General features: G+C 69.5%; 30 protein-coding genes, 1 tRNA gene and 1 other RNA gene. 17 read left to right on the top strand and 15 right to left on the bottom strand.

Going from position 1 to position 26,584, the window contains the following annotated elements; genetic code table 11:
• The first annotated feature begins 22 nt into the window (after nt 1-22).
• On the top strand, nt 23-496 hold the full coding sequence (locus NL112_RS04770) for a PaaI family thioesterase (RefSeq protein WP_255151486.1): 474 nt from the start codon (nt 23-25) through the stop codon (nt 494-496).
• Here the strand turns inward: NL112_RS04770 and NL112_RS04765 are convergent.
• Nucleotides 493-954 carry a GNAT family N-acetyltransferase gene (locus NL112_RS04765; protein WP_255151485.1) on the bottom strand — a complete coding sequence of 154 codons (462 nt, stop codon included), beginning with the start codon at nt 952-954 and terminating at the stop codon, nt 493-495. The two genes, NL112_RS04770 and NL112_RS04765, sit on opposite strands and share 4 nt — an antisense overlap.
• Complete coding sequence (locus tag NL112_RS04760) at nt 951-1,517, bottom strand: cysteine hydrolase family protein (protein WP_255151484.1); 567 nt, start codon at nt 1,515-1,517, stop codon at nt 951-953. Before NL112_RS04760 ends, NL112_RS04765 begins: the two co-directional genes overlap by 4 nt.
• 86 nt (nt 1,518-1,603) lie before the next feature.
• Between NL112_RS04760 and NL112_RS04755 the strand changes: the two genes are divergently transcribed.
• Genes NL112_RS04755 through NL112_RS04745 form a run of 3 tightly spaced genes read left to right on the top strand, consistent with a single transcriptional unit; the run spans nt 1,604 to nt 5,647 of the window.
• Entirely contained in the window at nt 1,604-3,133 is a 1,530-nt protein-coding gene (locus NL112_RS04755; protein WP_255151483.1) for an Hvo_1808 family surface protein, read from the top strand.
• The gene (locus NL112_RS04750; RefSeq protein ID WP_255151482.1) at nt 3,130-4,449 is read left to right on the top strand and encodes an Hvo_1808 family surface protein; all 1,320 of its coding nucleotides are present in this window, start codon (nt 3,130-3,132) and stop codon (nt 4,447-4,449) included. Before NL112_RS04755 ends, NL112_RS04750 begins: the two co-directional genes overlap by 4 nt.
• Nucleotides 4,450-4,504: 55 nt before the next feature.
• On the top strand, nt 4,505-5,647 hold the full coding sequence (locus NL112_RS04745; RefSeq protein WP_255151481.1) for a nicotinate phosphoribosyltransferase: 1,143 nt from the start codon (nt 4,505-4,507) through the stop codon (nt 5,645-5,647).
• On the opposite strand, the gene NL112_RS04740 is transcribed toward NL112_RS04745, so the two are convergent.
• Complete coding sequence (locus tag NL112_RS04740; RefSeq protein WP_255151480.1) at nt 5,638-5,970, bottom strand: winged helix-turn-helix transcriptional regulator; 333 nt, start codon at nt 5,968-5,970, stop codon at nt 5,638-5,640. The genes NL112_RS04745 and NL112_RS04740 overlap by 10 nt on opposite strands.
• Nucleotides 5,971-6,076: 106 nt before the next feature.
• On the opposite strand from NL112_RS04740, the gene NL112_RS04735 reads away from it, so the two are divergent.
• From NL112_RS04735 to NL112_RS04725, 3 genes are all read left to right on the top strand, one after another.
• Complete coding sequence (locus tag NL112_RS04735; protein WP_255151479.1) at nt 6,077-6,307, top strand: SelT/SelW/SelH family protein; 231 nt, start codon at nt 6,077-6,079, stop codon at nt 6,305-6,307.
• Nucleotides 6,304-7,230: a bile acid:sodium symporter family protein gene (locus NL112_RS04730; RefSeq protein ID WP_255151478.1), complete on the top strand. Its 927-nt coding sequence runs from the start codon at nt 6,304-6,306 to the stop codon at nt 7,228-7,230. The genes NL112_RS04735 and NL112_RS04730 overlap by 4 nt, the downstream gene beginning before the upstream one ends.
• Before the next feature lie 65 nt (nt 7,231-7,295).
• On the top strand, nt 7,296-7,796 hold the full coding sequence (locus NL112_RS04725; protein ID WP_255151477.1) for a hypothetical protein: 501 nt from the start codon (nt 7,296-7,298) through the stop codon (nt 7,794-7,796).
• Between the two features lie 177 nt (nt 7,797-7,973).
• On the opposite strand, the gene rnpB is transcribed toward NL112_RS04725, so the two are convergent.
• Nucleotides 7,974-8,361: RNase P RNA component (gene rnpB / locus NL112_RS04720), an RNA gene on the bottom strand.
• Nucleotides 8,362-8,443: 82 nt separating this feature from the next.
• Between rnpB and NL112_RS04715 the strand changes: the two genes are divergently transcribed.
• Entirely contained in the window at nt 8,444-9,442 is a 999-nt protein-coding gene (locus NL112_RS04715) for a zinc metalloprotease (RefSeq protein ID WP_255151476.1), read from the top strand.
• Nucleotides 9,443-9,643: 201 nt separating this feature from the next.
• Here NL112_RS04715 and NL112_RS04710 read toward each other — a convergent pair whose 3' ends face one another.
• Genes NL112_RS04710 through NL112_RS04700 form a run of 3 tightly spaced genes read right to left on the bottom strand, consistent with a single transcriptional unit; the run spans nt 9,644 to nt 11,535 of the window.
• The gene (locus NL112_RS04710) at nt 9,644-10,066 is read right to left on the bottom strand and encodes a dCTP deaminase/dUTPase family protein (protein ID WP_255151475.1); all 423 of its coding nucleotides are present in this window, start codon (nt 10,064-10,066) and stop codon (nt 9,644-9,646) included.
• A gap of 47 nt (nt 10,067-10,113) precedes the next feature.
• Entirely contained in the window at nt 10,114-11,214 is a 1,101-nt protein-coding gene (locus NL112_RS04705) for an aminopeptidase (RefSeq protein WP_255151474.1), read from the bottom strand.
• Nucleotides 11,215-11,244: 30 nt separating this feature from the next.
• Nucleotides 11,245-11,535 (bottom strand): DUF6360 family protein, encoded by a 291-nt coding sequence (locus NL112_RS04700; protein WP_255151473.1) that lies wholly within the window; start codon nt 11,533-11,535, stop codon nt 11,245-11,247.
• 78 nt (nt 11,536-11,613) lie between these two features.
• On the opposite strand from NL112_RS04700, the gene NL112_RS04695 reads away from it, so the two are divergent.
• Nucleotides 11,614-12,021, top strand: coding sequence for a DUF6069 family protein (locus NL112_RS04695; RefSeq protein ID WP_255151472.1), 408 nt, complete (start codon nt 11,614-11,616; stop codon nt 12,019-12,021).
• On the opposite strand, the gene NL112_RS04690 is transcribed toward NL112_RS04695, so the two are convergent.
• Nucleotides 12,022-13,794, bottom strand: a complete 1,773-nt coding sequence (locus NL112_RS04690) for a nitrite/sulfite reductase (protein ID WP_255151471.1) — start codon at nt 13,792-13,794, stop codon at nt 12,022-12,024.
• Nucleotides 13,795-13,879: 85 nt separating this feature from the next.
• Nucleotides 13,880-14,230, bottom strand: a complete 351-nt coding sequence (locus NL112_RS04685) for a DUF8134 family protein (RefSeq protein ID WP_255151470.1) — start codon at nt 14,228-14,230, stop codon at nt 13,880-13,882.
• Between the two features lie 303 nt (nt 14,231-14,533).
• On the opposite strand from NL112_RS04685, the gene NL112_RS04680 reads away from it, so the two are divergent.
• Both NL112_RS04680 and NL112_RS04675 read left to right on the top strand, forming a co-directional pair.
• A complete protein-coding gene (locus NL112_RS04680) occupies nt 14,534-14,716 on the top strand; it encodes a DUF8595 family protein (protein ID WP_255152636.1) in 183 nt (60 codons plus the stop codon).
• 58 nt (nt 14,717-14,774) lie between these two features.
• Nucleotides 14,775-15,431 carry a DUF7119 family protein gene (locus tag NL112_RS04675; RefSeq protein WP_255151469.1) on the top strand — a complete coding sequence of 219 codons (657 nt, stop codon included), beginning with the start codon at nt 14,775-14,777 and terminating at the stop codon, nt 15,429-15,431.
• On the opposite strand, the gene NL112_RS04670 is transcribed toward NL112_RS04675, so the two are convergent.
• Both NL112_RS04670 and NL112_RS04665 read right to left on the bottom strand, forming a co-directional pair.
• Entirely contained in the window at nt 15,416-16,636 is a 1,221-nt protein-coding gene (locus NL112_RS04670; protein ID WP_255151468.1) for a M20 family metallopeptidase, read from the bottom strand. The genes NL112_RS04675 and NL112_RS04670 overlap by 16 nt on opposite strands.
• Before the next feature lie 40 nt (nt 16,637-16,676).
• Entirely contained in the window at nt 16,677-16,841 is a 165-nt protein-coding gene (locus NL112_RS04665; protein ID WP_255151467.1) for an FmdB family zinc ribbon protein, read from the bottom strand.
• 98 nt (nt 16,842-16,939) lie between these two features.
• Here NL112_RS04665 and NL112_RS04660 point away from each other — a divergent pair.
• A tRNA-Lys gene (locus NL112_RS04660) sits at nt 16,940-17,013 on the top strand.
• 182 nt (nt 17,014-17,195) lie between these two features.
• Here the strand turns inward: NL112_RS04660 and NL112_RS04655 are convergent.
• From NL112_RS04655 to NL112_RS04645, 3 genes are all read right to left on the bottom strand, one after another.
• A complete protein-coding gene (locus tag NL112_RS04655) occupies nt 17,196-18,059 on the bottom strand; it encodes a hypothetical protein (protein ID WP_255151466.1) in 864 nt (287 codons plus the stop codon).
• An 88-nt stretch (nt 18,060-18,147) separates the two neighbouring features.
• A complete protein-coding gene (locus NL112_RS04650) occupies nt 18,148-19,206 on the bottom strand; it encodes a PGF-CTERM sorting domain-containing protein (protein WP_255151465.1) in 1,059 nt (352 codons plus the stop codon).
• A gap of 150 nt (nt 19,207-19,356) precedes the next feature.
• Nucleotides 19,357-20,523 (bottom strand): PGF-CTERM sorting domain-containing protein, encoded by a 1,167-nt coding sequence (locus NL112_RS04645; protein WP_255151464.1) that lies wholly within the window; start codon nt 20,521-20,523, stop codon nt 19,357-19,359.
• A gap of 404 nt (nt 20,524-20,927) precedes the next feature.
• Here NL112_RS04645 and NL112_RS04640 point away from each other — a divergent pair, with 404 nt between their 5' ends.
• From NL112_RS04640 to NL112_RS04620, 5 genes are read left to right on the top strand one after another with little or no spacing between them, the layout of a single operon-like run.
• Entirely contained in the window at nt 20,928-22,373 is a 1,446-nt protein-coding gene (locus tag NL112_RS04640; RefSeq protein WP_255151463.1) for an ABC transporter substrate-binding protein, read from the top strand.
• 3 nt (nt 22,374-22,376) lie between these two features.
• Nucleotides 22,377-23,246, top strand: coding sequence for a branched-chain amino acid ABC transporter permease (locus NL112_RS04635; RefSeq protein ID WP_255151462.1), 870 nt, complete (start codon nt 22,377-22,379; stop codon nt 23,244-23,246).
• Nucleotides 23,246-24,538: a branched-chain amino acid ABC transporter permease gene (locus NL112_RS04630; RefSeq protein ID WP_255151461.1), complete on the top strand. Its 1,293-nt coding sequence runs from the start codon at nt 23,246-23,248 to the stop codon at nt 24,536-24,538. The genes NL112_RS04635 and NL112_RS04630 overlap by 1 nt, the downstream gene beginning before the upstream one ends.
• Nucleotides 24,535-25,323, top strand: coding sequence for an ABC transporter ATP-binding protein (locus NL112_RS04625; RefSeq protein WP_255151460.1), 789 nt, complete (start codon nt 24,535-24,537; stop codon nt 25,321-25,323). The genes NL112_RS04630 and NL112_RS04625 overlap by 4 nt, the downstream gene beginning before the upstream one ends.
• On the top strand, nt 25,320-26,174 hold the full coding sequence (locus tag NL112_RS04620) for an ABC transporter ATP-binding protein (protein ID WP_255151459.1): 855 nt from the start codon (nt 25,320-25,322) through the stop codon (nt 26,172-26,174). Before NL112_RS04625 ends, NL112_RS04620 begins: the two co-directional genes overlap by 4 nt.
• On the opposite strand, the gene NL112_RS04615 is transcribed toward NL112_RS04620, so the two are convergent.
• The gene (locus tag NL112_RS04615) at nt 26,171-26,551 is read right to left on the bottom strand and encodes a hypothetical protein (protein WP_255151458.1); all 381 of its coding nucleotides are present in this window, start codon (nt 26,549-26,551) and stop codon (nt 26,171-26,173) included. The genes NL112_RS04620 and NL112_RS04615 overlap by 4 nt on opposite strands.
• Nucleotides 26,552-26,584 lie beyond the last annotated feature (33 nt).

Genomic DNA, 26,584 nt, shown 5'->3' with positions numbered 1-26,584 from the left:
CACCGTCGCCCTCCGGTGGGGCGTGAGCGACGAATCCATCCCCGAGGGCGCCGTTGAGGCGCTCCAGCAGTACTTCGACACCCGCCACGAGTTCCTCTCGTGGCTCGGCGTCCAGGTCGACGAACTGGAGCACGGCCGGGCGGTGATGTCCATTCCCTACGACCGGAAACTGACGAACGTTCCGTGGTACGAACAGGAGAGTGAGGAGCCCGAGCGACACCCGATTCAGGGCGGCGTCGCGTCGACGCTCATCGACACCGTCGGCGGCATCGCCATGCGCGGGCACCTGACGGACCCGCTTTCGGACGGCGTCGCCACCATCAATCTGAACGTCAACTACCTCCGGCAGGCGACGGGCGATTTGACGGCGACGGCGGAGGTCATCCGCGCGGGCGACACCGTCGGCGTCGCAGACGTGCTCGTCGAGTCCACCGCCGGGGGGGAGACGAAACCGGTCGCCATCGGCCAGGGCGCCTACCGCCTGTTCCAGAGCTAGAGCCGCTTCTCGAACCGCAGCAGCGTGTAGTTGCCGCTCTCGGTTTCCCCGCGGTGGGTCTCCTCGTAGCCTCGTGCGGGGTAGAACTGCGCGGCGGCCTCTTGCTCGATTACCGTCTCCAGCACGACCCGCTCGAAGCCGTGGACGCGGGCGCGCCGCTCCAGCGTGTCGACGATGCGGTCGCCCAGCCCTTCGCGCTGGCGGGCGGGAGCGACGGCGATGCGGAACAGTTCGACGGTCGCGTCGTCGGCGGGCCGGTAGCCGCCCATCGCCACGACCTCCCCCTCGTCTTCGAGGACGAGGAACTCACCGCCCTCGGCGAAGAACGACGCCTCAACCGACCGCAGGTCGTCGGTGCCTGGTACGTCCGCCGGGTCGGTGCCCGCGTCCCGAAGCGCCCGCTCGTGGAGCGTGACCAGCGTGTCGCCGTCGGCGTCGGTGGCGCGGCGGAGCCTCACGCGAACGTCACGTCTTCGAGCGTCTCGACCTCGCCGAACAGCCAGTCGGCGTGTTCGACGGCGTACTCGCGGTGGTCCTGCTCGATGTGGCCGACGGCGTCATCGACGAGCACGGGTCGGTAGTCGCGCAGGCCCGCGGAGCCGGCGGTGTGGAGCACGCAGACGTTCGCGAGCGTCCCACAGAACAGCAGGTCGTCGATGCCGTGGGCGTCGAGGTGGCCTTCGAGGTCGGTCTGGTAGAACGCGTCGTAGGTGTGTTTCGTGACGACGTGGGCGTCTTCGACGGGCAACTCGTCGACGATGTCGGCCTCCCACGACCCCTCGACGACGTGCTCGCCCCAGCGGTCGAACTCGTCGTAGTAGTGGTTCCCCTCGAACTGCTCGGGCGGATGGACGTCGCGGGTGAACACGACGCTCGCGCCGGCCGCGCGGGCGCGCTCGACGAGGTCGGTACACGGCTCGATGGCCGCCTCGCTTGCTGGCGCGTACAGCGCGCCGTCCGGATGACAGAACCCGTTCTGCATGTCGACGACCACGACCGCAGTGGAGTCGGGCTCGAACATGGGCGGGGGTACGCTCCGGGCGCTCAAAACCGTTTGTCACCGCGGGACGGGGATACTTTTGACTCTCCGTCCCGTGAGTGAGAGCCATGCGACCGCTCGCCGCCGTCTGTCTCGTCGTCCTGGTCGGGCTCGCGGGCTGTAGCGTCGGCTACACCGGCCCCGCCGCCCCGCCGGACGCGACCGACACGCCCGCATCGACGCCGGAGGCGACCCCGGCCACGCCCGACGCGACGGTCACGCCCACGCCGGCCGGGGCCGTCTCGCCGCCCGACCCCGAGACGGACACGCTCGGCTGGGAGTCCGGCCGGTGGGCCAACGAGACGCTCGCAATCACTCGGTCGGACGGGCTGAACGAAAGCGAGCGGCGCGCCGTCGTCGACCGGGCGATGGCCCGCGTCGAACTCGTCCGCGGGCTGGAGTTCCGCGAGCGGGTACCCGTCGAAGTCGTCACCCGCGCGGAGTACCGCAACAGCTCGCTCGCCACCTCCGGCGAGGTGGCGCCGGCGTTCCGCCGGTTCGACAACGCGAAGTTCGAGGCGATGTTCCTCGTCGGCGAGGAGAACGATTCGCTGGCGGTCCAGAGCCAGAACCGCGGCTCGTCGGTGGCTGGGTTCTACTCGCCGCGCAACGACACCATCGTCATCATCTCCGAGCAGGACCCGCCGGACCTGCCCGGCGAGCGCACGCTCGGACACGAACTCGTCCACGCGCTCCAGGACCAGTACTACAACCTCTCGACGTACCGCGCGCCGACGCGGATGGCGTACAACGGCCAGAACGGGCTCATCGAGGGCGACGCCAACCTCGTCCAGCGCCGCTACGAACAGCGGTGTAGCGAGGAGTGGGACTGTCTCGCGGCGCCCGCGGGCGGCGGTGGCGGGGGGAGCGACTTCCATCTCGGCATCTACATCCTCAACTTCTTCCCGTACAGCGACGGTCCCGGCTTCGTCGGCTACTACGAGAAGCGCGGCGGCTGGGAGCGGGTGAACGAACTGTACGACCGGCCGCCCGCCTCCGACGAGCAGGTCATCTACCCGCCGAAGTACGGTGAGGACGCACCGACCGACGCCGCCTTCGCCGACGAGACGAGCGAGGGCTGGAGCCGCGTGCGGCCAGAGCCGCGCCGTCCCACCTCGGCTCGGCCGGACTACGCCAGCCTCGGCCAGTCCGGGCTGACGGCGATGTTCGCGTACACGCTGTACGACCCGGAGAACCGGAGCGGCACCGTCGTCGCGCCCGGCGAGTTCCTCAACACCGACGGCGGGCAGGTGAACCGCACGGACCCGTTCAACTACGACCTCGCGTACACCAGCGGCTGGGACGGCGACCGCCTGCACGTCTACCGGAAGGGCGACCGGACGGGCTACGTCTGGCGAATCGAGTGGGACGACGCCAGCGAGGCCCGCGAGTTCGCGGGCGGCTACGAGCGCCTGCTGGCCCACTACGGCGGGGAGCCGGTCGCCGTCGGTGACGGCACCGCCGGGAGCACGACCGTCTACCGCATCCCCGACGGCCCGTACGCCGACGCGTTCCGCGTCACCGTCGAGGGCGACACGGTCACCATCGTGAACGCGCCGACCACCGACGCGCTCTCGGCGGTCGGAGGGTCGGCGTGACCGGCCGCGCGACGCTCGCGTGCGTCGCTCTGCTGGTCGTCGCGGCCGGCTGTTCGGGCATCGGGTTCACCGGCCCGCGGGAGCCGCCCGCGGGCGGCGACGCCCTCGGCTTCGAGGACGGCTACTGGTACGACGACTCGCTGAACGTCACCGCCGACGACGGGCTGAACGAAAGCGAGCGGCGCGCCGTCGTCGCGCGGACGATGGCCCGCGTCGAGGTAATCCGGGACCTGGAGTTCACCGAGCGCGTCCCGGTCGAAGTCGTCTCCCGCGAGCAGTACCGCTCGCGCTCCAGCGGCGGCTCCTCGGGCGACGCCACTTACGAGGCGTGGAACAACCAGGTGTGGGAGGCGCTGTTGCTCGTCGGCGAGGGGACCGACGTCTCGGACACGTTCGACACCATCTTCGGCTCCTCCGTGCAGGGGTACTACTCGCCGTCGCGTGACGAAATCGTCCTGGTCTCGAACTCGGAGACGCCGACCGTCGACACGCGGACGCTGGCCCACGAACTCGTCCACGCGCTCCAGGACCAGCATCTCCGGCTGTCGAGCGACGCCGAGACGCAGGACGCACAACTGGCGACCGACGGCCTCGTCGAGGGCGACGCCAACCACGTCGAGGAGCTGTACGACGGGCGCTGTGACGCGGAGTGGGACTGCCTGCCGACCCCCGAGCGCGGTAACGGCGGCACGCCCACGGAGTTCAACTTCGGCGTGTTCCTCACGGTGTTCACGCCGTACGCCGAGGGGCCGGCGCTGGTCGAGGACCTGCGGGAGCGGAGCGGCGGCGACTGGGACCGGGTGAACGAGGCGTACGACGACATGCCCGCGTCGACCGAGCAGGTCATCCACCCCGAGAAGTACCCCGACGACCGCCCCACGAACGTCTCGGTGCGCGACCGGTCGAGCGAGGCGTGGCACCGGTTCGACGTCGACCAGCAGGCCGACACCGTCGGCGAGGCGTCCCTCTACGCGATGTTCTGGGCGAACGGGCAGGTGGATCGCTCGCGGTCGCCGTACAACTACTCGCATCCGCTGTCGACCGGCTGGGACGGCGACGCCGTCGTCCCGTACACGAACGGGAGCCACGGCGGCTACGTCTGGAAGGCCACCTTCGACTCGAAACGCGACGCCCGGCAGTTCTACGACGGCTACGTCCGGGCGCTCGAATCCCGCGAGGCGCGGTCCCCCGACCCCGGGGTGTACGTGATTCCGGACGGCCCGTTCGCGGACGCGTTCCGCGTCACGCGCTACGGCGACACCGTGGTCGTGGTGAACGCACCGACGCGGGCCGACCTCTCGGCGGTCCACGGCTGACCGAGCCGGCCGGCGGACAGCGGGTTTTTTCCACCGTCGTCGCCCATCTCCGGGCATGTTCGACATCGTCCCGTCCGACGCCATCAGCGAGGGACGGGCCACCGACGCCTACTTCCAGCGCACCCGCGAGGCGCTGGAGGGTGCCGGCCGGAACCCCCACGTCGTCGCCGAGGTGACGGCCGACCAGTTTCCAACGGGTGAGTTCGAGGTGTTCGCCGGCCTGAAAGACGCCGCCCACCTGCTCGAAGGCCGCGACGTGGACGTCCACGCGCTCCCGGAGGGGACGCTGTTCGACGGCGGTCCCGTGCTCCGCATCGAGGGCAACTACCTCGACTTCTGCGAACTCGAAACCTCGCTTCTCGGGTTCCTCTCGCCCGCCAGCGGGCAAGCGACCGCCGCGCGGGAGGTAGCTACCGCCGCCGAGGACCGGGCGGCGCTCTCCTTCGGCGCGCGCCACGTCCACCCCGCGAGCGCGGCCGCGCTCGAACGGGCGGCGCTCGTCGGCGGGATGGACGGCATCTCCCACGTCGCGGCCGGCGAGGTCATCGGCCGCGAGGCCGGCGGAACGATGCCCCACGCGCTGATGATATGCTTCGGGAAAGGGAACCAGGAGGCCGCGTGGCGCGCGTTCGACGAGTACGTTCCGCCGGAGGTGCCGCGGGTCGCGCTCGTCGACACCTACTCCGACGAGGCCGACGAGGCGGTCCGCGCGGCCGAGGCCGTCGACGGCCTCGAGTCCGTCCGACTCGACACCACGGGCTCCCGGCGCGGCGACTTCCGCCACATCGTGCGGGAGGTGCGGTGGGAACTCGACGCCCGTGGCTTCGAGGACGTGGGGGTGTTCGCCTCCGGCGGCATCACCGCCGACGCCGTCCGCTCGTTGCGCGACGTGGCCGACGGGTTCGGCGTCGGCTCGTACATCTCGAACGCCGACCCGGTCGACTTCGCGCTGGACATCGTGGAGGTGGACGGCGAGCCGGCCGCCAAGCGGGGTAAGCTCTCGGGGACCAAGCAGGTGTACCGGACGCCCGACGGCGGCCACGAGGTGGCGCTCGCGGACCGGCCGGCGCCGGCGGACGGCGACCCCCTGCTGGAGCCGGTCATCGAGGACGGCGAGCTGGTGGCGTCGTTCGACCTCGACGACGCAATCGAGCGGTGCGAGCACGACGCCGACCTGGTCGGCTTCCGTCAGGCGTAGTCGCGGCCCCAGTCGGCCATCGCGGCGACGACCGGCTCCAGCGCCGCGCCCTTCTCGGTCAGCGCGTACTCGACGCGGAACGGCTCCTCGCTGACGACCCGCCGGGAGACGACGCCCTCGTCGCGCAGGTCGTCGAGCGTGTCCGACAGCACCCGGTTCGAGAGGCCGTCGACGGCCGACAGCGCCGCGAACCCCTGCGGACCGTCGGACAGCAGGCGGTGGACGACCACCGGGTGCCACTTCCCGTCGAGGACGGCCGCCGCGCAGGTCACCGAACACCAGTCGGCGTCGGCACACCAGCCGGCGGTGCAGGTGTCGCTCATACCGGCCGGAGGGGCCGGTGGGCCAAAAGCCCGGGGTGAGCGCGTGCTCACCCGGTGAGTCGACCCTTCGCCCGGACTTACGGGGCTGGTGGCCCATCGTCCGCCCATGACGCACGTCGAAATCGAGTACTGCGTGCCGTGCGGACACCTCGACCGGGCCGTCGACACCCAGCGACACCTGCTCGAACTGCTCGGGCGCAACGTCGAGACGGTCGCGCTCCGTCCGGGCGACGGCGGCGTGTTCGAGGTTCGCGTCGACGGGGAGACCGTCTTCGACAAGGACGACGAAGCGTACGACCTCGATTCCATCGCCGAGCGGGTCAGCGAGCGGGCGTGAGCGCGAACCGGCCCCTCGGAGCGGTCGACCGACTGCTCGGCGCGGTCGACGACCACCTGCTCGGGTTCGTCCTGCTGTCCGTGGCCGTCGGCGCACTCGTCCCGTCGCTGTCCGCGCTGACCGCGCTGACGCTCCCGATGCTGGCGGTGATGGTCGGGTCGGTGTCGCTGACGCTGTCGCCGGGCGCGTTCCGCGCCGTCGACCGGCGGGCCGTCGGCGTCGTCCTGCTGGCGCAGTCGGGGATGGCGCTCGTGGCGTTCGCCGTCGCCAGCCTGCTCGGACTCGGTCCACACCTCACGCTGGGGTTCGTCGTCCTCGGGGCGGTGACGCCGGAACTCGTCACGCCGACGATGACCGAACTGGCGGGCGGCGACACGGCGCTCTCGACGGTCGTGCTCGTCGCCGTCGGTCTCGGCAGTCTCGCACTCGTACCCGGGTGGGTGGCCCTGCTGGTCGCGGACGTGCCCGTCCCCGCCGGTCGCGTCGTCGAGAACCTCCTGCTCGCCGTCGTCGGGCCGATGCTGGTGGCCGTCGCGGCCCGCGCCCGGTTTCCCGACCGCGTCTCCCGCCACGACGACCGCTACCCGTCGGTGTCGGCGCTGATGGTCGTGCTCGTCATCGGCGTCGTCACGGCCGCCAACGCCGGCGTCGTCCGGGCGAACGCGGGCCTGCTCCCCGCCGTCCTCGCCGGCGCGCTGGCGCTCAACCTCGCGGGCTACGCGGGCGGGTGGCTGGCGGCCGCACCGTTCGACCGCCGGACGCGGGTGGCGGCGACGCTGTCGGTCGGGATGCGCGACTTCGCCGTCGCCGCGGCGCTGGTCGTCGCTGCCGGGTTCCCACCGGTGGCGAGCTTGCCGGCGGTCGTGTTCGGCGTCGTCGAGATGGCGACGAGCGCGGCGCTTTCGGAGTGGTTCGGGGAGTAGCCTCCACGTGACAGCTCCGCACACGCCCGCCAGACTTTCGGTCCCGCTCTCGGAACCACGGGCGGATGGACGTCCTCTCGGACCCCGAGACCCTCCGTGGCGCCGCCGGCGTGGCCTCCAGCGAGGAGACGGTCGTCGACGACGCCGACGCGCTCGACTACTTCGACTCCATCGCCGGCATGGTCGCCATCGGTGCCAGGAGCGACGACGCCGTCCTCCTGATGGAGTCTCCCCACGGCTGGCGACTGCCGTACACGACGGTCGCGCCGGACGATGACTGGGTGGTCACCGCAGAGCGGTTCGCCGCGGCGCTGACCGGCGACGCGCCCGCCGTCGCAGGCATCGAGCGGGTCGCCCGCATCACCCACCACGACGAAGACGGCGACCGGGTGACCACGACTCACGACGTGGTGGTCGGCACCGACCCGGTCGACGGTCGCCCCGTCGCCGAGGCCCCGGCGTTCGGCCCGTGGGACGAGATGACCGTCGCGTGGTTCGAGTCGGTGCCCGACGACGCCTACTGGGACCACGAGGACGCGGTCGCGGACGTTCGGCGGTTTCTGTAGCATCCGCGAGGCGCGAAGCGCCGAGCGGTTCCACCGCGGCCGAACGTAGTGAGGCCCCCGGACCAAGGGCCGACGACCGCGGCGCGAGTAGAGCGAGCGCCGCGACGGGAGGCCCGCCGTGTCTTTTTCATGAACGTTTTTCCCGGCGAGCCGGAGGCTCGCCGTGGAAAAAGGTTCGGCTGAGGGTAGTAAGCCCCCTTCTGTTTCCACCCGGCATTCGGCTGAGCACCCGCCGCGGGAATCCGGGCTACCTTGGTTGCGGCGGGCTTGCACCGGTGAGGATTCACCGTTCCATCGGTCCCCGTCCGTCTCGCGGGGTCGCGGCCGAGGCCGCTCGCCCGGTCCGAGGCGCAGAGCGCCTCGCGCTCGGTGGGTTAGCTTCCTCGCCTCGCGGGTCGGGTCGCGCACCTCATCGCTCGGGACGGGACGTGTCGTTGCTGTTCCATAGCCAGCGGTCTCCCGCTCCGGGTTTGCACCCGGTCACCTGCCCGGCTGGTGGGGGGACTTTCCTCGCGAGCGTGCCTCGCGAGAGGCACGTCGTCGCGGCGGCCGGGCACCCTCTGCCGACCGGACGTACGCCCCGGTCAACCCTAAGCCCATCGGAGGGCCGCAAGCGTCTTTCCCGAGGCCGTCGTAGCGTGGGAGGAATGCGCGTTCGGGTCGGAGTCGTCGCCGCGTTGCTGGTCCTCGCTGGCTGTTCGGCCCCCGTCGGGACCGGCGACACCGGGTCGCCGTCGCCGACGTGGTCGGGCGACGCGGACAACCACTTCCGCGAGCGGACGCTGACGGTCGCGGTCAACGTCTCCGCGGAGAGCGACCGGAACTTCCGGCCGATGGTCCGCGAGGCGCTCGACTACTGGGAGGCGAACGCCGAGCAGTACGCCGGCTTCCCCGTCGAGTACGAGCTCGCGTCCGACGCCCCCGACCCGGACATCGAAGTCCGAATCGTCGACAGCATCGAGAACTGCGGCTCGGAGAGCTACACGGCCGGCTGTGCGCCCATCCTCGAAGACCCCGAACAGGTCCGGCGCCCGGTCGTGGTCCGGGTGCGGGACAACTACTCGACGGAGTCGACGGTGTCGGTGCTGAAACACGAACTCGGGCACACGCTCGGGCTCCACCACGGCGACGCGCCCGAGCAGGTGATGCAACACCGCTCGCAGTTGACGACGCTCCCCCAGCCGGACGCGACCGAGCGCGCGATGCCGTGGCCCGACCCTGAGCTGTCGGTGTACGTCGACTACGCGAACGTCTCCGCGGACGAGCGTGACGCGACGGAACGGCAGGTGCAGGGCGCGCTCGGCTACTTCGCCGACGGCGCCGACGGCACCGTCCCGGACAACGTCTCGTTCGTCCGGACGGACAACCGCACCGCGGCGGACGTGGTCGTCGCCTTCGGCGAGGAGGCGCCCTGCACCGCCGGCGCGGGGTCGTGTGGCTCGCTCCGGGGTCGTGACCCCGACGGCGACGGCGCGCTGGAGACGTTCACTGGACTGCACATCGTCGTCGCTGGCGTCGACACCGAGGCGCGGGGCTGGCACGTCGGCTTCTGGCTGGCTCGCGGGTTCGGTCTGACCGACGAGGAACTCCCGTCGCCGCTGGCCAGCGACGACCCGTCGGTGCGGCGGAGCGAGTGGTGGGAGTAGCGTGGCCGACCGCAGGGAGGCCGCGGCATGACGAACGGCGACCGAAGGGAGCCGTGAGTAGCGCGGCACGAGCGACCGGCGGGAGCGACACGCGAGGCGTAGCGTGGCCGACCGCAGGGAGGCCGCGGCATGACGAACGGCGAACGTAGTGAGCCGCGAGCAGGAGCAGATCCGACCGGGGCGACGAACCGTCGTTACCGTTCAGTCAGTGTCGACCAGCCGCGACACCTGCGCGTTCTCCTTGAGCGCGACGCCCGCTTCCGGCACCGACAGCGGCACCGGCCCGACGTCGGTGACGTGAGCCGTCGGGTGGCTCGCACCCAGCGCGAGCAGTCGCTCGTGGGGCTGGAGGACGAACGAGACGTTGGCGCTCTGGAGCGACTCGTTGAACGCGAGCAGGTAGGTGCCCGCGTCGAGTTCCCACCAGCCGTACTCGTCGGCCGCGTCGCGGCGTTCGGTGTCGACCGGTTCGGTGGCGGGGTCGGCGTACTCCTCGCCGCCGAAGTCGGCCTGGCCCGCTTCGGTGATGCGGTACACCTGCCCGGCGGTGAGCGAGACCCCATCGTCGTCGACCTGCGAGGGTTCGTGAATCAGTCCGTCGAGGAACTCGACCGGCGATGGCATACCCGAGGATTCGGGGGCGCGGCGGAAATGCGTGGCGGGGAGTGGTCTCAGTCGCCGTCGAACCCGTCTTCCCACCGGAACACGCCGTCGCGCTGGAGTACCTCGCCGTCGACTTCTAGCGTCGACTCGCCGCGCATGTCCGTGATGAGGTCGACGTGGACCGCCGAGTCGTTGCCCGCCTCGCCCTCGGGGAGGTTCGCGTCGTACGCCCGACCCAACGCGAGGTGGACCGTGCCGCCCATCTTCTCGTCGAACAGGAGGTTGTCGGTGACGCGGTCGATGCCGCGGTTCATTCCGACGCCGAGTTCGCCGAGGCGGCGCGCGCCCTCGTCGGTGTCGAGTATCTCCTCGACGACGCTCTCGCCCCGTGCGGCCTCGTAGTCGGTGACCTCGCCCTCCTCGAAGGTGAGCCGGACGTCCTCGACGCGGGTGCCCCGGACCGTCTGCGGGACGTCGAAGGTGACGTAGCCGGCCGTCGCGTACGGCGCGGTGAACACCTCGCCCGAGGGGAGGTTATGGGAGTCGTACGCGACCGACGCCGCGGAGTTGACGGCGGTGCGGCCGTCGATGCGCATCGTGAGGTCGGTGCCCTCGTTGCGGATTCGGACCTCCTCCCCGTCGTCGAGGAGCTCCTTCAGTCGGGCCATCTCGTCGGCGAGCGCCGCCCAGTCGCGGAGGACGGCGTCGTAGACGAACGCCTGGTACGCCTCGTAGCTCATGCCGGCCTGCTGGGCCATCGCCCGCGTCGGGTGGACGGTCGACACCCAGTCGGTGGCGAGCCGCGCCTCGCGGATGCCCTGTCGCGCGCGGCTCCGCGCCTGCCGCCGGTCGCCGGGCACGTCAGCCGCCGCCGCGGTGTTGCGGCTCCCCGAGAGGAGGAGCACGCTGTCGGCTTCCTCGTACAGCGCCCGCTCGTAGGCCGGGTCATCCTCGAACTCGCCGCCGTGTGCGCGCAGGTACGCCCGGCTCATCTCGCCGGAGGCGTACGTCGCCAGCATGTTGGCGTCGCGCTCGCCCAGTTCCTCCGCGACGGCGACGCCCAGCTCGTGGGCGCCCTCGCCGACCGAGACGACGACGTCGTCGCCGGCGTCGACCCGCGCGCTCCAGTCGACCAGCGTCTCGGCGTGTTCGCGTATCCGGTCGTCCATGCCGCCCGGTTGGACCGTGCGCGTGAAAAGTCAGTCGTCGCCGTCGCGCGCGTCCTCGACCGATTCGGCCTCCGACTCCAGGGCGGCCGCCAGCTCCCGGGCCTGCTCGGGGGTGAGCCGCAGGCGGTCGGCGTGTGCCGGCAGGCTGTCGAGGTCGGTGTTGTCCAACTCGACGGCGACCTCGACGTGGTCGGGGTCCGTTCGCGGGGTGGTGACGTTGACCGTGGCGAACGCCTCCTCCTCGAACCCGTGGCCCTCCGCGGCGGCGTCCACGAGGTCCAGCGTCGTGTAGGCGTTGACGGTCATGATGCGGTCGGCCATGACGGGACGACGGCGGCGGCCGGCGTAAGCGTGGCGACCGGGGGAGCGTTTACGTGTCGGTACGTCGACGCTCCGGACATGTCCTCCGGGAACGCTGACCGGCCCGACGACCGGGAGATAGCGAGACGCGGCCTCTCGGCGCTGGTCGTCGCGGTCGTGGCGGTCGCGCTCGTCGTCTCGGCCGCCCGCGTACTCGACGTGGCGCCGGGGTTCGACCCGTTCGGCTACGGGCCGTCGACCCTGTTCACGGTCATCGGGGTGGTCGGCGCGACGCTCGTGTACGCGGTGCTGTGGCGCGTGGTCGCCGACCCGGACCGGACGTTCACGCTCGTCGCCGGCGCGGTGCTTGTGGTCTCGTGGGTGCCCGACGTCGTCGTCGCGCCCGCGCTCCCCGGGGCGACGACCGGCGGCGTGCTCGTGCTGGCGTTCCTCCACCTCGTCGTCGCCGTCGTCGCCGTGGGGTTCCTGACCGAGCGAATCCCGTAGTCAGTCGTCGGAGGCGAGCGGCTGACCCTGCCCGTCGGTCGGTGCGGGGCTCTGGGCCATCTCGTCCTCGTCGGCGTACGGGTACCACGTCATCTTCGTGTTGTGCATGTACGGGTCCTCGTAGCTGGTCTCCTCGGGGTCGGCGAGCCCCGTCAACTCGTCGTCGTCCCGCTCGGCGACGAACTCGCGGAAGCTCTGTCCGTCGGCGCGCTCCTGTTCGTACACGTCGAGGAGGTTCTCGACGTAGCCGGGCACCTCGTCGGCCGCGACGCGCATCTCGACCCAGTCGGCGAACTGTGGGTTCTCCCCGAGACCGCCCCCGAGGCCGACGTCGAACGCCTCGACCGGTTCGCCGTCCTTGCGGGTCTTCATCCCGCGCAGGGAGACGTCGGCTATCTGCGGCTGGGCACAGGAGGCGGTACAGCCCGACAGGTGGATGTGGAAGTCCTCGACGCCCGCCGGCACGTCGACGTTCTCCTTCAGCCAGCGGGCGTACCGCACCATCCGATTTTTGGTCTCGACGATGGACAGCGAGCAGTACTCGGTGCCGGTGCAGGCGATGGAGCCGCGCATGAACGGGTGGGGGTCCGGCGAGTAGTCGTCGAGCAGGGGTTCGTCCAGTAGCGCGTCCAGCTTCTCCTCGGGGGCGTCCGTGATGATGACGTTCTGTCGCTGGGTGAGCCGCACCTCGCCGGAGCCGTACTCGTCGGCGAGACGGGCGAGTTCGTACACGTCGTCGACGCCCTGCCGGCCGACCAGGACGGAGAGGCCGACGTAGTAGTTGCCGTCCGGCTGTTCGTGGACGCCGACGTGGTCGCCGTGGTCGCCCTCGCCGGCGTTGTAGGTGTACTGCTCGCGGAGGTCCTCGCCCGCCGTCTTCAACTCGTCGTCGACGAACTCCTCCTGCAGGACGCGGCGGAGTTTCTCGGTCCCCCACTCGTCGACGAGGAACTTGATGCGGGCGTTGAACCGGTCCTCGCGGTCGCCGTGCTCGCGGAACAGCGCGGAGATGGCGCCCGCCACCTCGGTCGCCTCGTCGGGCGTGACGAACACGTCGATGTCGCGGGCAAAGCGCGGCTCCTTCCGGGCGAGGCCGCCGCCGACGCGGACGTTGAACCCCTTGACATCCTCGCCGTCTATCTCCTTGACGGCCGGTTCGAACGCGAGGTCGTTGATGTCCCCCTGGCCACAGCCCTCCGTACAGCCGGTGACCGACACCTTCCACTTCCGGGGGAGGTTCGCGTGGTCGTCGTCGCCCTTGAACTGCTCGTGGAGCTGTTCGGCGACGGGCCAGGCGTCGATGAACTCGTGGGTGTCCTTCCCGGCGACGGGACAGCCGACGATGTTGCGCCAGGAATCGCCACACGCCTGCTGGGTCGACAGCCCCGCCGACTCCAGTTTCTCGAATATCTCGGGCACGTCCTCGAGTTTTATCCAGTGGAGCTGGATGGACTGGCGGGTCGTCCAGTCACAGACAGCGGCGCCGAACTCGGGGTTGTCGACGGGCCCCCGCGCGTACTCGTCGGCCACCTCCGCGACGACCTCCAGTTGCCCCGGCTTCAGGACGCCGTTGGGCGTCCCGATGCGCATCATGAAGTAGCTCTCCTGGCCCTTCCGCTGGTGGTACAGCCCCCACCACTTGAACCGCTCGAACCACTCGTCCTGTTCGTCCTCGGGGATGGCCTCCCACCCGTCGTCGGCGAACTCGAAGAGACGGTCACGGATGTCGTTCCCGTAGACCTCGTCCTTCCAGCCTTCGACCTTGCTCGGCATATCCACCCGCACGCTCCCGCCGCATAAACCGACGCCTCCAGCGTCAACCTTCCCCCCTGCTCCCCCGTTCCGGACGGCGTTGCCGCTACTCGGGACGGTCGGCCGCGGGGCTCGCCAGTCGGACCCGACGCTCGGGAACGTGGGCGCTGTCGGGGACGACGCGCCGGAACGCGCCGGTCTCAGGGTCGGCCCGGCCCAGTTCCAGCCAGTCGGTGACGCCGCTCGTCCCGCAGGCGATACACCGGCCGGCGATGCGCCCCTCGACGACGCCGCAGTCGACGCTCACCGCGACGAACCCCTCGGCGAGGAAATCCGTCGGCTCGCAGTCGCAGACGCCCGAGCGCGCCAGCAACCAGAGGTCCGAGACGTTCACCTCGCGGCTGTCGTTGACGCTGACCCACGCGCCGTCGTCGAGCTGATGGACCGAGGTGACCATACCCCCAGCAGGCCCGCCCGGGGCGTAAACACGGCGCTCCCGACGCCCGTTGCCGCGCGTCACCGGACGCGGTGACGCCCGTTCGCGGCTCGAACGGTCGCAGTCGTGCGATTATCGACCGAACGCTCCGCCCGAACAACCGGCAACATGCTCCGAGAGGCGCCAGCACGGGTAGCGATTACAGGTGAGAGCGACCTTATCCCCGGCGGGGCCGTGCGATTCACCGATGAGCGAGCATCGGCACGACGAGAGCGTTCCCCCGGCCGACGCGGCGCCGGAACTGTACGACGGGGGAGAGGAACGATGAGCGAGGACGATGAGTCGCGCGACGAGCGGTACGCGGACGTGGACACCAGCCACCTCGAGGGCGTGGAGGACGGCTGTGGCTGTGCGGAGGTGTGGGAACACACCTCCGAGCGGGAGGCGGCCGAGGACGACCCCGCGGAGGACGGCGAGGAGCGCGTCGAAGCCGACGCGTCGGGCTGACGCCGACGGCGCACACGCGACAGGAGGCTTTTATTCTCGCTTTCCCAACCACGAGTCGATGGTAGACCGTCGAGGCGATGGTGACCCACCGACCGACCGCGAGTCGCCGGTGGGCGAACCGGTCATCCGCCGGGACGTGGCGGGCGAGGACGCCGCGCGGTTCGACCCGACGGACCCCGAGAGCCTGCAGGAGGCCGCCGACACCGTCCGGAAGTTCTCGAACAACACCGCGGGCGGCGACGATAACGTCTACATGCTGCGTGGCGCGGCCGCGTGTGCGGCGCTGGTGCGCGGCGAGGGGTCGTACAAGGCCGCCGCCGAGCGCGCGGGCGGCGACGCGACCATCGCCTTCATCCGCAAGTGGGCACGGGTCCACGACCTCCCCCGCTCGGTGCGCCGGTACGTCGCGCTCGGGCGCATCGCCCCCACGGCGGCCAAGCACATCGCTCGCGTCTCGGGCGAGGCGCGGTTCCTGCTCGCGTGGGCGGTCCTCGACCACGACATGACGGTTCGTGAGGTGCGGTCGGCCGCCTCCAGCGTCAACGACGGGCAGAGCGTCGAGGCGGCGCTTCGCGCCGAGGGGGTCGAACTCGGCCGCCTCGACGTCGCTCTCCCGCCGGCGACGTACCGGGAACTCCGGCGCCGCGCCGCCCTGGAGGACGCCGACCCCGAGGCCATCGTCGCGGACGCGCTCGACGACTACTTCGACAGGTAGCGTTCCGCCGCGGCGGTCAGCACCGCAACGCTCGTCTCCACATCGCGCCAGTCGACCGTCTCGTCGGGGTAATGCGCCTCGTCGATGCTCCCGGGGCCGAACAGGACGGTCGGGACTCCCGCCCCGACGTAGTGGCGCGCGTCCGCGCCGTAGGTCACCCCTCGCGGGTCGGTGTCCTCGAGGCCCTCCGCGGCCATCCCGGCCTGCACCGCCTCGACGACGGGCGCGTCCGCCGGAACCTCGCTCGGTTCGAACTGCACCGAGAACCGCTCGAACGTCGGCGGATGCTCGCGGAGCCACTCGCTGTCCGCGGCCACCTCGTCGAGTCGCTCGCGGAACGCCCGCTCCACGTCGGCGACCGTCTCGCCGGGCGCGACGCCCAGCCGCCACTCCGAGACGTGACGCGCGGGCACCGTCGAGGCCCACGACCCCGCGCGGACGGTGCCACAGACGACGGGCCACGCCACCGGGTACTCGTCGTACAGCGGGTGGGTGACCCGCTCGCACCGCTCGCGTTCGAGCGCCGCGAACGCCTCGCGGACCCGTTCGAAGTGAGGGTGGACGTCCTCGCCGCGCCACCGCGTCGCGGCGTGTGCGGACCGGCCGGTCAGCTCCAGTCGCATCATCGCGCTCCCCTCGGTGGCGACGACCGGCCGGAGTTCGGTCGGCTCCGCGACGATGCAGGCGTCGCGCTCGAACGGGTACGGGTTGTCGAGCGCCGCGGCGGCCGCCCCCACGCCGCCCTCCTCCTCGCCGGCGACGCTCTCGACGACGACCCGGCCCCCCAGGTCCGCGTCGGCGTCCCGGAGCGAGAGCGCGGCGAACACGCAGGCCGCGAGCCCCGATTTCATGTCGGCGGCGCCGCGTGCCGTGAGACGGTCGCCGTCCCACCGCGGGACGAACGGGTCGCCGGTCCAGACGCCCTCGTCGGCCGGCACCACGTCGACGTGGCCGTTCAACACCAGCGTCGGCCCCCTGTCGTCGAACTCGATGACGCCGCCGACGCTCGGCCGGTCCGCGAACGACGGCTCCGGTTCGTCGGGAAACGAGGGGTGGGCCGCGAGCGCGTCGGGGTCCGCGGTCCACTCGTACGTCTCGAACCCCAACTCGTCGAGGCGGTTGCGGAGCCAGCGCTGTGCGGGCGCCTCCTCGCCGTCGGTCGTGTCGAACGTCAGCAATCGCTCGACGAACCCGCGGCGGTCCATGCTCGACGGTGATAGGGCCGGGAGGATGAACCCTCCGGCGCTACGGCGCGTACGAGGTCACGTCGGTCCCGCGACACTCGGGACACGTCACCTTCGACAGGTCGGCGTGGGGCGACTGGAACACCGCGCCGCAGTTCACGCACTCGTAGTCGTAGACGCGCTGGTCGCTCCCCACGATGTCCTTGAGTCTCTCGAGGAGTGCCATGGGTACGGCCGGCTACGCACAGTATCGCGCATAACTGTTGTTGCCGGAAGGTGGCCAATCGAAACTGTTTACCACAGGACAGCGCAATCCTGACCCGAGGGCCGATAGCTCAGCCCGGCAGAGCGTCCGGCTTTTAACCGGACGGTCGTGGGTTCAACTCCCACTCGGCCCGCTTCTCCGTGTCACGAACGTAGTGAGCGACCAGAGACATCAGGTGGGAGTTGAATCAGGGAGGTCGCGCGGAGCGAACGGCGTGAGCGAGCACGTCCGACCGTGGTTCGACTCCCACTCGGCCCGCGTCTTCGACCCGCGGCCGACGTAGTGACGCGAGAACGCGGCGAGTCGAGAAGGGGGTCAGCCCTTGACGGGCATCAGCGCCATCGAGACGACCAGTAGCGCGGCGATGCCCGCGAGGATGACGACGCCCCACAGCCCGTTCATCCGCTCGTCGAAGTAGTCGACGCGGTTGAGCTGGGCGGTATAGGCGGGGTACGCCTCCTGTGTGGGGGCGATGGTGACTTGCGCGCCGTCGCCGTGGCCCGAGAAGTGAGCGAAGTACTGGGTGCCCGACAGCGTGACGTTGGTCCCCTCCGAGAGTTCGACGGTCTCGTCACGCTCACCGGTCCACGTCAGCGTCGCCTCGCTTGCGGTCACGCTGGCGACGGTGGTCTCGTTGCCCTGGTACTGCATCGAGTCGCCCTCGCTGAACCGCTCGGTTGCGGGCTCGGGGAGGTACTCGTCGAGCGGGACGTTCGTGTTGTTCTCCCGGTAGGTGACGTGCGGTTCGCCGTTCACCCGGGTCGTCGTGTTGTAGACGGCGGAGTCGTTCATCAGGATGCCCGAGACGTTGAACTCCTCGCGGAGCGTGAAGGCGTTCGACTCGTTCTCGACGAGCACGCGGTACTCGGCGTCCCGGTACTGGACCGTCGAGTTGTTCCCCAGCGTCGCCGAGAACTGGTACGACGAGTTCGTGTAGGTGAGGTTGCCGACGTAGGTGGTGCCGCCGCCACCGCCGCCGTGGCCGCCACCGCCGCTGGACTGCTCGGTACCGACCTGCACGAGGTACTGCCGGTCGCCGACGGTGAACGTGTCGCCGTCGCTGTACGTCTCGCCGGACACCTCGACCGCGGGCGCGTCAGCGAGCGCGATGACCGAGTACGCGCTGGCCCCCATGACGAGGAAGAAGACGAAGTATATCGCCGCGACTCGCCGTTGCATGCTCGATGGGTAGAAACGCCGGCCTATAGGTATTGTCGTTTTCCCCCGAAACCGTCAGCGGCGGCCTCCGGGGGCCGCGGGAACGGGACTATCGCGTGCGCCGGAGCGCGACCACGGCGGCACCGACGAGCGCGACGAGCGCGGCGGCGGCACCGAAGCCGGGGCCTTCGGCGACCGTCGGCGTCACCGGGACGGCGTCACCGGTCCCGGTGGCCGTCCGCTGTGCGGGTTGCTGGTTCGACCCCTGCTGGTTCCCTTGGTTCGACTCCTGTTGGTTCCCCTGGTTCTGCTGTGGCCGGGACGTCGCGGTCGCCGTCGGCTCGTCGTCGCTCGTGTCCGACTCGGGCGTCGACGTGCTCTGCTGGGGCTGTGGCGTCGTGGTGGGTGTCGGCGTGTCGGTCGGCTCGGGGGTGGCGGTCGGCGTCGCCGTGCTCCCACTGGGGGTGGCGGTCGGCGTTGACCCGCTACCCTCGGCGGACGGCGGCGGGCCGAGCGTCTCGACCGCCTGCTGGCGGCTGTCGCACTCGCAGATGTAGTAGTAGTGGGAGTTCACCGCCACTTCGAAGTTGCTACCGTCGTAGCCGGTGCCGTTGAGCGAGCCGAATATCTGGTACCAGCCCGGCTCGTTCGGCATGTTGTAACAGTCGTTCTGGACGGCGATGATCTGGTCGTTGGCGTTGATGCTCACCGGCGACCCGGCGAGGTCCCCCTCGTCGAAGAACTTCACCACGATGGAGTGGTCGTTGAACGACGAGTCCTCGCGGTGCTGGAGCAGGTCCTGGTCGGTCTTGGTGCCGGGGGAGTCGTTGTCACGGTCGAGGCCGAATCCGGCGGTGTTCGACGTCCCGCAGTTCGAGAAGTCGACGGCCTGGCTCTCGATGACGAGCGTACCGGCCTCCTCGAACCCCTTCTGCGAGGAGGTGTCCTCGAAGCTGTCGGTCACCGCCGCGAGGTGCCAGATGCTCGTGTCGGCGCTGTCCTTCGGGTAGTGGCCCTTCTCCTGTGGCAGGTGGACCGTGTAGTTGGCCGAACTGTCGTGGTCCGCGGCCACGCTTCCGGTCGCGGCCACGAGTCCGACCCCGGCGACGGTCACGGCGACCAGTGCGACGAGGAAGAGACTCCGTGAACGGTTCCGTGCGTCTGTCATCTGTCCGGGCGAAACAACTACGCGAATAAGAACCTTCGCAACTACTCAGAAACTACAATCATCAAAACCCGGCAGTATCCGGTAATGAACCGGAATTTGGGATGTTCCAGGTGAACACGGCTCTCGGCGAGGACGGCCACGACGCTCCCGCTACCAGGTCCGGCGGAGCGCGACCACGGCGGCGCCGACGAGCGCGACGAGCGCGGCGGCGGCACCGAAGCCGGGGCCTTCGGCGACCGTCGGCGTCACCGGGACGCTCCCGTCGGTCGCGGTCCGACGCGTGACGTCCTGCTGACCGCCGCCGGCGTTGGTGTCGCCGCCACTGCCGGCGTCGGTGTTCCCGCCGCCACCGCCGCCGGAGGAGCCGCCGCCACCACCGCCGCCCTGTGCGGGCGCCTGCGTGGCGGTCGGGGTCGCCTGCTGGGGCGTCGGCGAGGGGGTCGGCGTGTCGGCCGGCTCCGGCGTCGCGGTCGCGGTCTGCGTCGCGGTCTGCGTCGCCGTGCTTCCGTCGGGCGTGGCGGTCGGGGTGGGAGTCGACCCGCTGCTCTCCGCGGACGGCGGCGGGCCGAGCGTCTCGACCGCCTCCTGCTCGCTGTCGCACTTGCAGATGTAGAAGTAGTGCGACATGTAGTCTATCTTGACCCGGTTGCCGTTGAACGCGGTACCGTTCCCGTACGCGTGGATCTGGTACCAGCCGGGCTCCTTCGGCATCTTGTAGCAGGCCCCGCCGCCGGACTTGTACCCCTGGTGGGCGACGATCTGGTCGTCGGGGTACACCTCGGCGTTCCCGTCCCCGTCCTCGCGGCCCTGCCCCTCCTTCCAGGGCTTCTCGCCGGGACCGCCCTTGTCCTCGGGGCTCGGGGAGGCGAGTTCGTCACCGTCGAAGAACTGGAGGACGATGCTGTGTTCCTTGAACGCCGAGTACTTGCGGTACTGGAGCAGGTCGACGTCGGTCTTCGTGCCGGGGTCGTCGCTGTCGCGGTCGATGCCGAACGCCGCGGTGTTCTCGGTCTTGCACTCCGAGAAGCTGATGTCCTGGCTCTCGACGATGATCCAGTCCAGTTCCTCGACGCCCAGTTTGGCGCCTCGGTTCTCCAGTTGTTCGCGCGTGAAGCCGGCGTAGTGGTTGATGCTCGCGTTCGCCGGCCCGCCGGGGTTCTTGTCCCGTGGGTAGTGGTCGCTGTCGAACGGGAGGTTGACCGTGTAGTTGCCGCTATCCTGTCCGTGGTCGGCCGCTGCCGTGCCGCCGAACATCGCGGCCATCGACGTGACGACGAGTAGCGTCACCAGTGCCGTGACCGTTGCGTTCCGTGCCATGAGTTCACACCGTACCGAACACGTCGCCACTCCGTAACCTCTCTGCGGGCAATACGTGGGGGTTGAAATACTCGGACCGGGCAGTGAACGGCTCGTTTATGAGCCGACTTCCGCCTCCTCCTGATAAACGCGCCGTCGTATCCGGGGCTGGCCGGTCAGATATACCACCGCGGGGCCGCGTCCCCACCGGGGGCCGGTGAGGCGGTGCCGCCACGGGGCATCCGGCACCGCCGTCCCGCAGTCCGGTGGATATCTCGACATCGCGCGCCGGGCGGTCGGTCGGCTCGTCGCTCGGAACGCTCCCCGGATTTATGTGTGAAACGCTGTCACGGGTTATAAACCGCCGGAACGTCACGGCAGAATAGTATTCCGGTGGTCTGCAAAAACAGCATCACACCTGAAGCATGGCAGACGAGAAACCGAGCGACCAGCGGGTCGACCGACGCGACCTGCTCAAGTACACGGGGGCCGGCGCCGCGGGGGTGGCGCTGGCCGGTTGTAAAGAGCGCCCCACGGAGGAGACACCGACGGCGTTGCCGGGCGACGCGACGCCGTCGGGCGACCAGCCGCTGAAGGGGCAGACGTACAAACTCGGCGTGCTCGCCCCGACGCCGGAGTCGTTCCCCGTCGGGACGTCGATGGTCCGGTGTGCGAAACTGGCCGCGGAGGAGCTGAACAAGAACGGCGGCATCGCGGGCGCGGAGGTCGAGGTCGTGGTCGGCAACACCGAGGCGTCGCCCGGCACCGCGAGCCAGGTGTTCCTGAACCTCATCCGCGAGGAGGGCATCGACGCCGCGTTCGGCACGTTCCTAACGCAGGTCACGCTGGCGTGCTTCCAGCCGATGACCCAGAACGAGGTCCCGCTCATCTGTACGGCCGCGGCGGGACCGAAGCCGTCGCGCGTCGTCAACAAGCAGTACGACAAGTACAAGTACTTCTTCCGGGCCGGGCCCATCAACTCCTTCGACCTGGCGAAGGCCGAACTGGAGTTCCTCAACCTGTACGCCGACCAGCTCGGCTGGGAGAAGGCCGCCCCGCTCATCGAGAACATCGGGCCGTTCGACCCGTTCGCGTCCGTGCTCGACGGCAACATCAGCGACTACGTCAATCCGGTCGCGACGGGCGGGTCCGACACGGAGGTCCGGCGCACCTCCTCGGGGACGACCAACTGGACGCCCATCTGGGACGAGGTGGAGCGGGCCGACGCCGACGTCGCGCTCATCGCGCAGGCGTTGACCGGCACCGCCTCCATCAAGCAGTGGTTCAACCAGAAGCGGAGCTTCGAGATGGGCGGTATCTCCGTGCCCGCGCAGGTGTACGCCTTCTGGGACGAGGTCGGCGGCGCGTGCGAGTACACGTTCACGATGAACGCCATCACGCCCCAGACGACGAACACGCCGCGGACCCAGCCGTTCATGAAGCGCTACCGGAAGCGGTTCACCGACGAGGACTCGGATCGACCTACCTACCCGGTGTACTCCGGGCCCATCACCTACGACGGAATCCGCGGGTTCGCACACGCGATGGAGACGTGGGTGAAACAGGAGGCTCTCACGCAGAAGCCGTCGCCCGACCAGATGGTCAACGCGATGGAGTCGCTCACCTTCTCCGACGGCATCGTCATCCCCGACTTCCAGTTCACCCCGAAGGACGCGAAGTACGCCCACGACCCGCAGTGGACCTCGATGAAGGAGAGCGGGGTGCCGGTCTGGCAGCAGTGGCAGACGGACCCCGAGATACGGGAGGACTACGGGGTGATGCACTCCTTCGCGCCGGAGCAGAACAAGACCGCCGACTACTCGTACCCCGACTGGATCGACTACCCCTCCGACCATCCAGCCAACCAGTAAACCATGGTGCAAACGAACATACTCAACGTCATCATCAACGCGACGACGATCAGCGCCCTGTACGCGCTTATCGCCATCGGCTTCACGCTCATCTTCGGGGTCGGTGGCGTGCTGAACTTCGCGCACGGAGCACTGATAACCGTCGGAGCGATAGGGACGTACCTCGTGTCGAACAGCCTGGGCCTCCCGGTGATAGTCGGGATGGTCGTCGGCACCCTGGCGGCCGCAGCCGTCGGTGCAGTCATGTATCTCGGTGCCATCCAGTTCATCGAGGACCAGCCGGTGACGCTGTCGATACTGACGTTCGTCATCGGGTTCGCCATCGCCCACTTCTTCCGCATCTTCGTGTCGTCGGGTGACCTGACTGTCGACCTGCTCATCGGTGGCGGGACGACGTTCCTCGGCCAGGGCATCCGCTACATCGACGTGTTCATCTTCGTCCTGTCGTGGACCATCATCATCGGCGTGTTCTACTTCGTCAACCGCACGAAGACGGGACAGGCCATACTGGCCACCTCGATGACGAAGAAGGGCGCGGCGCTCGTCGGCGTCGAGTCGAAGAAGGTGAACCTCTACGTGTGGGTGATGGCGGCGGCGTTCGCGGGGCTCGCGGGCACCCTGCTCGTGATGAAACAGGCCGGCTCTTGGAACATGGGAACGAGCCCGCTCATCCTCGCGTTCTCCATCGTCATCCTCGGCGGCCTCGGCTCCATCCGCGGGTCGGTCGTCGGGGCGTACGTCATCGGCTTCGTCGAAACGTTCACGACACAGGTCATCAGTACGAAACTGACCGGCCTGGCGTCGCTCGTGCTGCTCATCGCGTTCCTGCTCGTCAAACCGGAAGGCCTGTTCGGCCGGGAGGCTGCTGAATAATGTCGAACGAATCCATCCGCCGCCGCTCGACGAACGAGGAGCGGCGACAGGCGCTGTTACGGAAGCTGAACCCGCTCAACATGCCCCTGCGGTTCCAGATCGGCCTGCTCGGGCTGGTCGGCTTCATTATCCTGCCGCGGTTCTTCTACCCGAACCAGATGGGGCCGTTCATCAACCTGCTGTACCTCATCATGTTCGCCATGTCCTGGGACGTGGTCTCGGGGTACACCGGTCAGCTCTCCTTCGGCCACGCGTTCTTCTTCGCGGTCGGGGGCTACGGCTCCGCCGTCCTCCAGATGCAACACGGGATCCCCGCGTACGCGTCCATCCCGCTCGCCGTGATAGTCGCGGCCGTCGCGGGCGTGCTCGTCGGCCTGCCGGCGCTCCGGCTCCGTGGCCCGTATCTCTCGCTGGTCACGCTCATCGTGCCGGTCATTTTCGTGAAGATGCTCGTCCTGTTCAACAACTCGCTGGTCGTGTTCGGCATCCCCATCGCGCCGGAGGGACTCGGCGGCACCTCCGGGCTGTCGGGACTCCCCCAGCGGCTGTTCTCGACGGCCGAGACGGCGGTGGTGACGACGACGGACTTCCAGCAGGCGGTACTGTACGACTACTACTTCGCGCTGGCGATGTTCGGGCTGATACTGGCCGTGTTGCTCGCCGTCACCCGCTCGTCGGCGGGCGACGTGCTCACCGCCATCCGCGAAGACGAGGACGCCGTCGCCGCCGCGGGGCTCAACCCGTCGAAGTTCAAGCTGTTCGCGTTCGTCCTCTCGGGGACGGTCGGCGGCCTGGCCGGCGCGGCGCTGGTCCACTCCTCGGCGGCTATCGCCCAGCCCGGCCCCCTGCTCGGCGGCGCGGGACAGGCCGGCTCCCCGATTCAGCTGTCCATCAACATCATCATCATGGCCATTCTGGGCGGCGCAGGGACCATCGTCGGCCCCGTCGTCGGGGCGATTACGTTCGCCGCGACGGAGGTAGCCATCGGCTCGATGGAAGGGGTCATGATCCCGCTGGTCGAGGTTTCGGTGGCGTCGCTGTACCCGCTCCCGCTTCTCGTGGCCGCGATGTTCGTGCTGTTCTTCCTGCCCGACGGCGTCCTGCCGGCGAGCATCCGGGCGGGCCGGTTCGCGCTGGCGTACAACCGCGGGGAAAAAGACCTTGATGACGCGGAGATAACCGAGAAATTCGAGGAGACGAACATCGGTGAAATCGTCCAGAACTACCGCGAGGAACTGCAGACGGAGATTCACGAACTCACCGACCCCGACAGCCGGGGTGACGACAGATGAGCACTGACAGCGAATCCGACACCACGACCGACCCGACGTACGGCCCGAACGACGGGGTGCTGGTCGTCAACGACCTGCTGAAGCAGTTCGGCGGGCTGACGGCCGTCGACAACCTCTCGTTTGCCGTGCAGGAACAGGAGATACTCGGCTTCATCGGCCCGAACGGCGCCGGGAAGTCGACGACGTTCAACTGCGTGACCGGCACGTACAAACCGACCGACGGCACCGTCTGGTTCAAAGGCGAGGACGTCACCGGGCTCGAACCCCACGAGATGGTGAAACGGGGGATGTCCCGGACGTTCCAGGACTTCGCCCCTCTCGAGGACCGCACGGTCGTCCGGAACGTCGAACTCGCGCTGGCGCCGGACGAACTGTTCACGCTGTCGGGGGTCGGCGGCCGGACGCGCCGGCTCGCCGAGGAGATCTGCCGGCGCGTCGGCCTCGGCGAGCAACTGGAGCAGACGCCGGGCGAACTCCCCCACGCGGGCATGCTGAAGCTCGAACTCGCGCGGGCCATCGCCACCGACCCGGACCTCCTGCTCGTGGACGAGCCGTTCGCCGGCCTCTCCTCGAACGAGGTGGAGGAGCTGTCGAGCGTGCTCCGGTCGCTCCGGGACCACGGCATGACGCTCATCGTCGTCGACCACAACATGCGGGGACTGCTCTCCCTGATCGACCGCGCGTTCGTCATCCAGTTCGGGTCGAAGATCGCCGACGGCACGCCCGAGGAGATCAAGAACGACCCCGAGGTGCAGGAGGCGTATCTCGGAGGTGACGACATATGAGCACGGACTCCGACGGTGGGGGGTTCTTCGACGACGAGGGAGCCGACGACGCGGAGACGGCCGACGACACGGAGACGGCCGACGAGTCGGCGACCGACATCGACCAGCAGGAGACCACCCGACAGACCGAGCCGACGGGGAGCCGCGAGGTGCTGACCGCGGAGGGCCTCCGGGTGTCGTACGGGCAGGTGACGGCGCTCCGGGGTATCGACCTCCACGTCGAGGAGAACGAGATAGTCGGCCTCATCGGGCCGAACGGTGCGGGCAAGACGACGTTCGCCAACACCGTCTCGGGGTTCATCGACTACGACGGGAGCGCGTCGTATCGTGGCCAGGAGGTCGCCGACGTCGGCCAGACCGAACTGGTCGAACAGGGGATGATACACTGCACGGAGGAGCGTGACCTGTTCGGGTTCATGAGCGTCGAGGAGAACCTGAAGCTCGGGGCCTACCGACGCGCGGAGGACGTCATCGAGGAACGCCTCGACTTCGTGTACGACCTGTTCCCCCGTCTCGTCGAGCGGCGCACCCAGAACGCCCGCACGATGTCGGGCGGCGAACAGCAGATGCTCGCCATCGGCCGTGCGCTGATGGGCGACCCCGACCTGCTCATCCTCGACGAGCCGACCATCGGCCTCGCGCCGGTCATCCTCGAGGACATCAGCGACGGCATCGAACAGATAATGGAGGAAGACCCCATCACCATCCTCCTGACCGAGCAGAACGTCACGTTCGCGTTCAAACACGCCGACCGGATGTACCTGCTCGAGAACGGCGAGGTCGAACTGCAGGGGACGCCCGACGAACTCCGCGGCGACGACTACATCCGCGAGTCGTATCTCGGCGGCTAACGGTCGGCGCGCCGCCGCCACGCCCGCTTCTGGCCCTTCTCGGTGACGTGTCGCTCCCCGCCGGCGAGCCGTTCGCGAACCTGCTTCTCGACGTCGACGGCGTCGGCACGTATCTGGTCGTCGAACGCCTCGACGAGTTCGTACGTCCAGCGGTCGTCGACGGCGCCCCGCGGAAGCAGGTCGTCCCGTAGTCTGTCGGCGAACTCGTCGTGACCCGCCGCCCGCAGTTTCCGGCGAGCCGTCTCGAACCGGTCCATCGCCCGCCCCGTCTCGTGGTGACACTCGACGAGCGCCCCGAACGCGCGGTGGACGTGCTCGACGCCCAACTCCAGCGCGTGAAGCGCCTCCCGTTCGGTGTCGGTCAACTCCTCGGGCATACGCCCACTACGGGCCGAGACGACAATAGTAAC

This window comes from Halorarius halobius (assembly GCF_024298865.1).
Lineage (GTDB): Archaea > Halobacteriota > Halobacteria > Halobacteriales > Haloarculaceae > Halorarius > Halorarius halobius.
This window is presented reverse-complemented; position numbering and strand designations above follow the sequence as displayed.

What these genes read in the sequence shown, in the direction of transcription:
- NL112_RS04760 (WP_255151484.1), bottom strand. Translation starts at nt 1,517, where the DNA reads ATGTTCGAGCCCGACTCCACTGCGGTCGTGGTCGTCGACATGCAGAAC.
- NL112_RS04755 (WP_255151483.1), top strand. Translation starts at nt 1,604, where the DNA reads ATGCGACCGCTCGCCGCCGTCTGTCTCGTCGTCCTGGTCGGGCTCGCG.
- NL112_RS04745 (WP_255151481.1), top strand. Translation starts at nt 4,505, where the DNA reads ATGTTCGACATCGTCCCGTCCGACGCCATCAGCGAGGGACGGGCCACC.
- NL112_RS04740 (WP_255151480.1), bottom strand. Translation starts at nt 5,970, where the DNA reads ATGAGCGACACCTGCACCGCCGGCTGGTGTGCCGACGCCGACTGGTGT.
- NL112_RS04735 (WP_255151479.1), top strand. Translation starts at nt 6,077, where the DNA reads ATGACGCACGTCGAAATCGAGTACTGCGTGCCGTGCGGACACCTCGAC.
- NL112_RS04725 (WP_255151477.1), top strand. Translation starts at nt 7,296, where the DNA reads ATGGACGTCCTCTCGGACCCCGAGACCCTCCGTGGCGCCGCCGGCGTG.
- NL112_RS04715 (WP_255151476.1), top strand. Translation starts at nt 8,444, where the DNA reads ATGCGCGTTCGGGTCGGAGTCGTCGCCGCGTTGCTGGTCCTCGCTGGC.
- NL112_RS04710 (WP_255151475.1), bottom strand. Translation starts at nt 10,066, where the DNA reads ATGCCATCGCCGGTCGAGTTCCTCGACGGACTGATTCACGAACCCTCG.
- NL112_RS04705 (WP_255151474.1), bottom strand. Translation starts at nt 11,214, where the DNA reads ATGGACGACCGGATACGCGAACACGCCGAGACGCTGGTCGACTGGAGC.
- NL112_RS04700 (WP_255151473.1), bottom strand. Translation starts at nt 11,535, where the DNA reads ATGGCCGACCGCATCATGACCGTCAACGCCTACACGACGCTGGACCTC.
- NL112_RS04695 (WP_255151472.1), top strand. Translation starts at nt 11,614, where the DNA reads ATGTCCTCCGGGAACGCTGACCGGCCCGACGACCGGGAGATAGCGAGA.
- NL112_RS04690 (WP_255151471.1), bottom strand. Translation starts at nt 13,794, where the DNA reads ATGCCGAGCAAGGTCGAAGGCTGGAAGGACGAGGTCTACGGGAACGAC.
- NL112_RS04685 (WP_255151470.1), bottom strand. Translation starts at nt 14,230, where the DNA reads ATGGTCACCTCGGTCCATCAGCTCGACGACGGCGCGTGGGTCAGCGTC.
- NL112_RS04680 (WP_255152636.1), top strand. Translation starts at nt 14,534, where the DNA reads ATGAGCGAGGACGATGAGTCGCGCGACGAGCGGTACGCGGACGTGGAC.
- NL112_RS04675 (WP_255151469.1), top strand. Translation starts at nt 14,775, where the DNA reads ATGGTAGACCGTCGAGGCGATGGTGACCCACCGACCGACCGCGAGTCG.
- NL112_RS04670 (WP_255151468.1), bottom strand. Translation starts at nt 16,636, where the DNA reads ATGGACCGCCGCGGGTTCGTCGAGCGATTGCTGACGTTCGACACGACC.
- NL112_RS04665 (WP_255151467.1), bottom strand. Translation starts at nt 16,841, where the DNA reads ATGGCACTCCTCGAGAGACTCAAGGACATCGTGGGGAGCGACCAGCGC.
- NL112_RS04655 (WP_255151466.1), bottom strand. Translation starts at nt 18,059, where the DNA reads ATGCAACGGCGAGTCGCGGCGATATACTTCGTCTTCTTCCTCGTCATG.
- NL112_RS04650 (WP_255151465.1), bottom strand. Translation starts at nt 19,206, where the DNA reads ATGACAGACGCACGGAACCGTTCACGGAGTCTCTTCCTCGTCGCACTG.
- NL112_RS04645 (WP_255151464.1), bottom strand. Translation starts at nt 20,523, where the DNA reads ATGGCACGGAACGCAACGGTCACGGCACTGGTGACGCTACTCGTCGTC.
- NL112_RS04640 (WP_255151463.1), top strand. Translation starts at nt 20,928, where the DNA reads ATGGCAGACGAGAAACCGAGCGACCAGCGGGTCGACCGACGCGACCTG.
- NL112_RS04635 (WP_255151462.1), top strand. Translation starts at nt 22,377, where the DNA reads ATGGTGCAAACGAACATACTCAACGTCATCATCAACGCGACGACGATC.
- NL112_RS04630 (WP_255151461.1), top strand. Translation starts at nt 23,246, where the DNA reads ATGTCGAACGAATCCATCCGCCGCCGCTCGACGAACGAGGAGCGGCGA.
- NL112_RS04625 (WP_255151460.1), top strand. Translation starts at nt 24,535, where the DNA reads ATGAGCACTGACAGCGAATCCGACACCACGACCGACCCGACGTACGGC.
- NL112_RS04620 (WP_255151459.1), top strand. Translation starts at nt 25,320, where the DNA reads ATGAGCACGGACTCCGACGGTGGGGGGTTCTTCGACGACGAGGGAGCC.
- NL112_RS04615 (WP_255151458.1), bottom strand. Translation starts at nt 26,551, where the DNA reads ATGCCCGAGGAGTTGACCGACACCGAACGGGAGGCGCTTCACGCGCTG.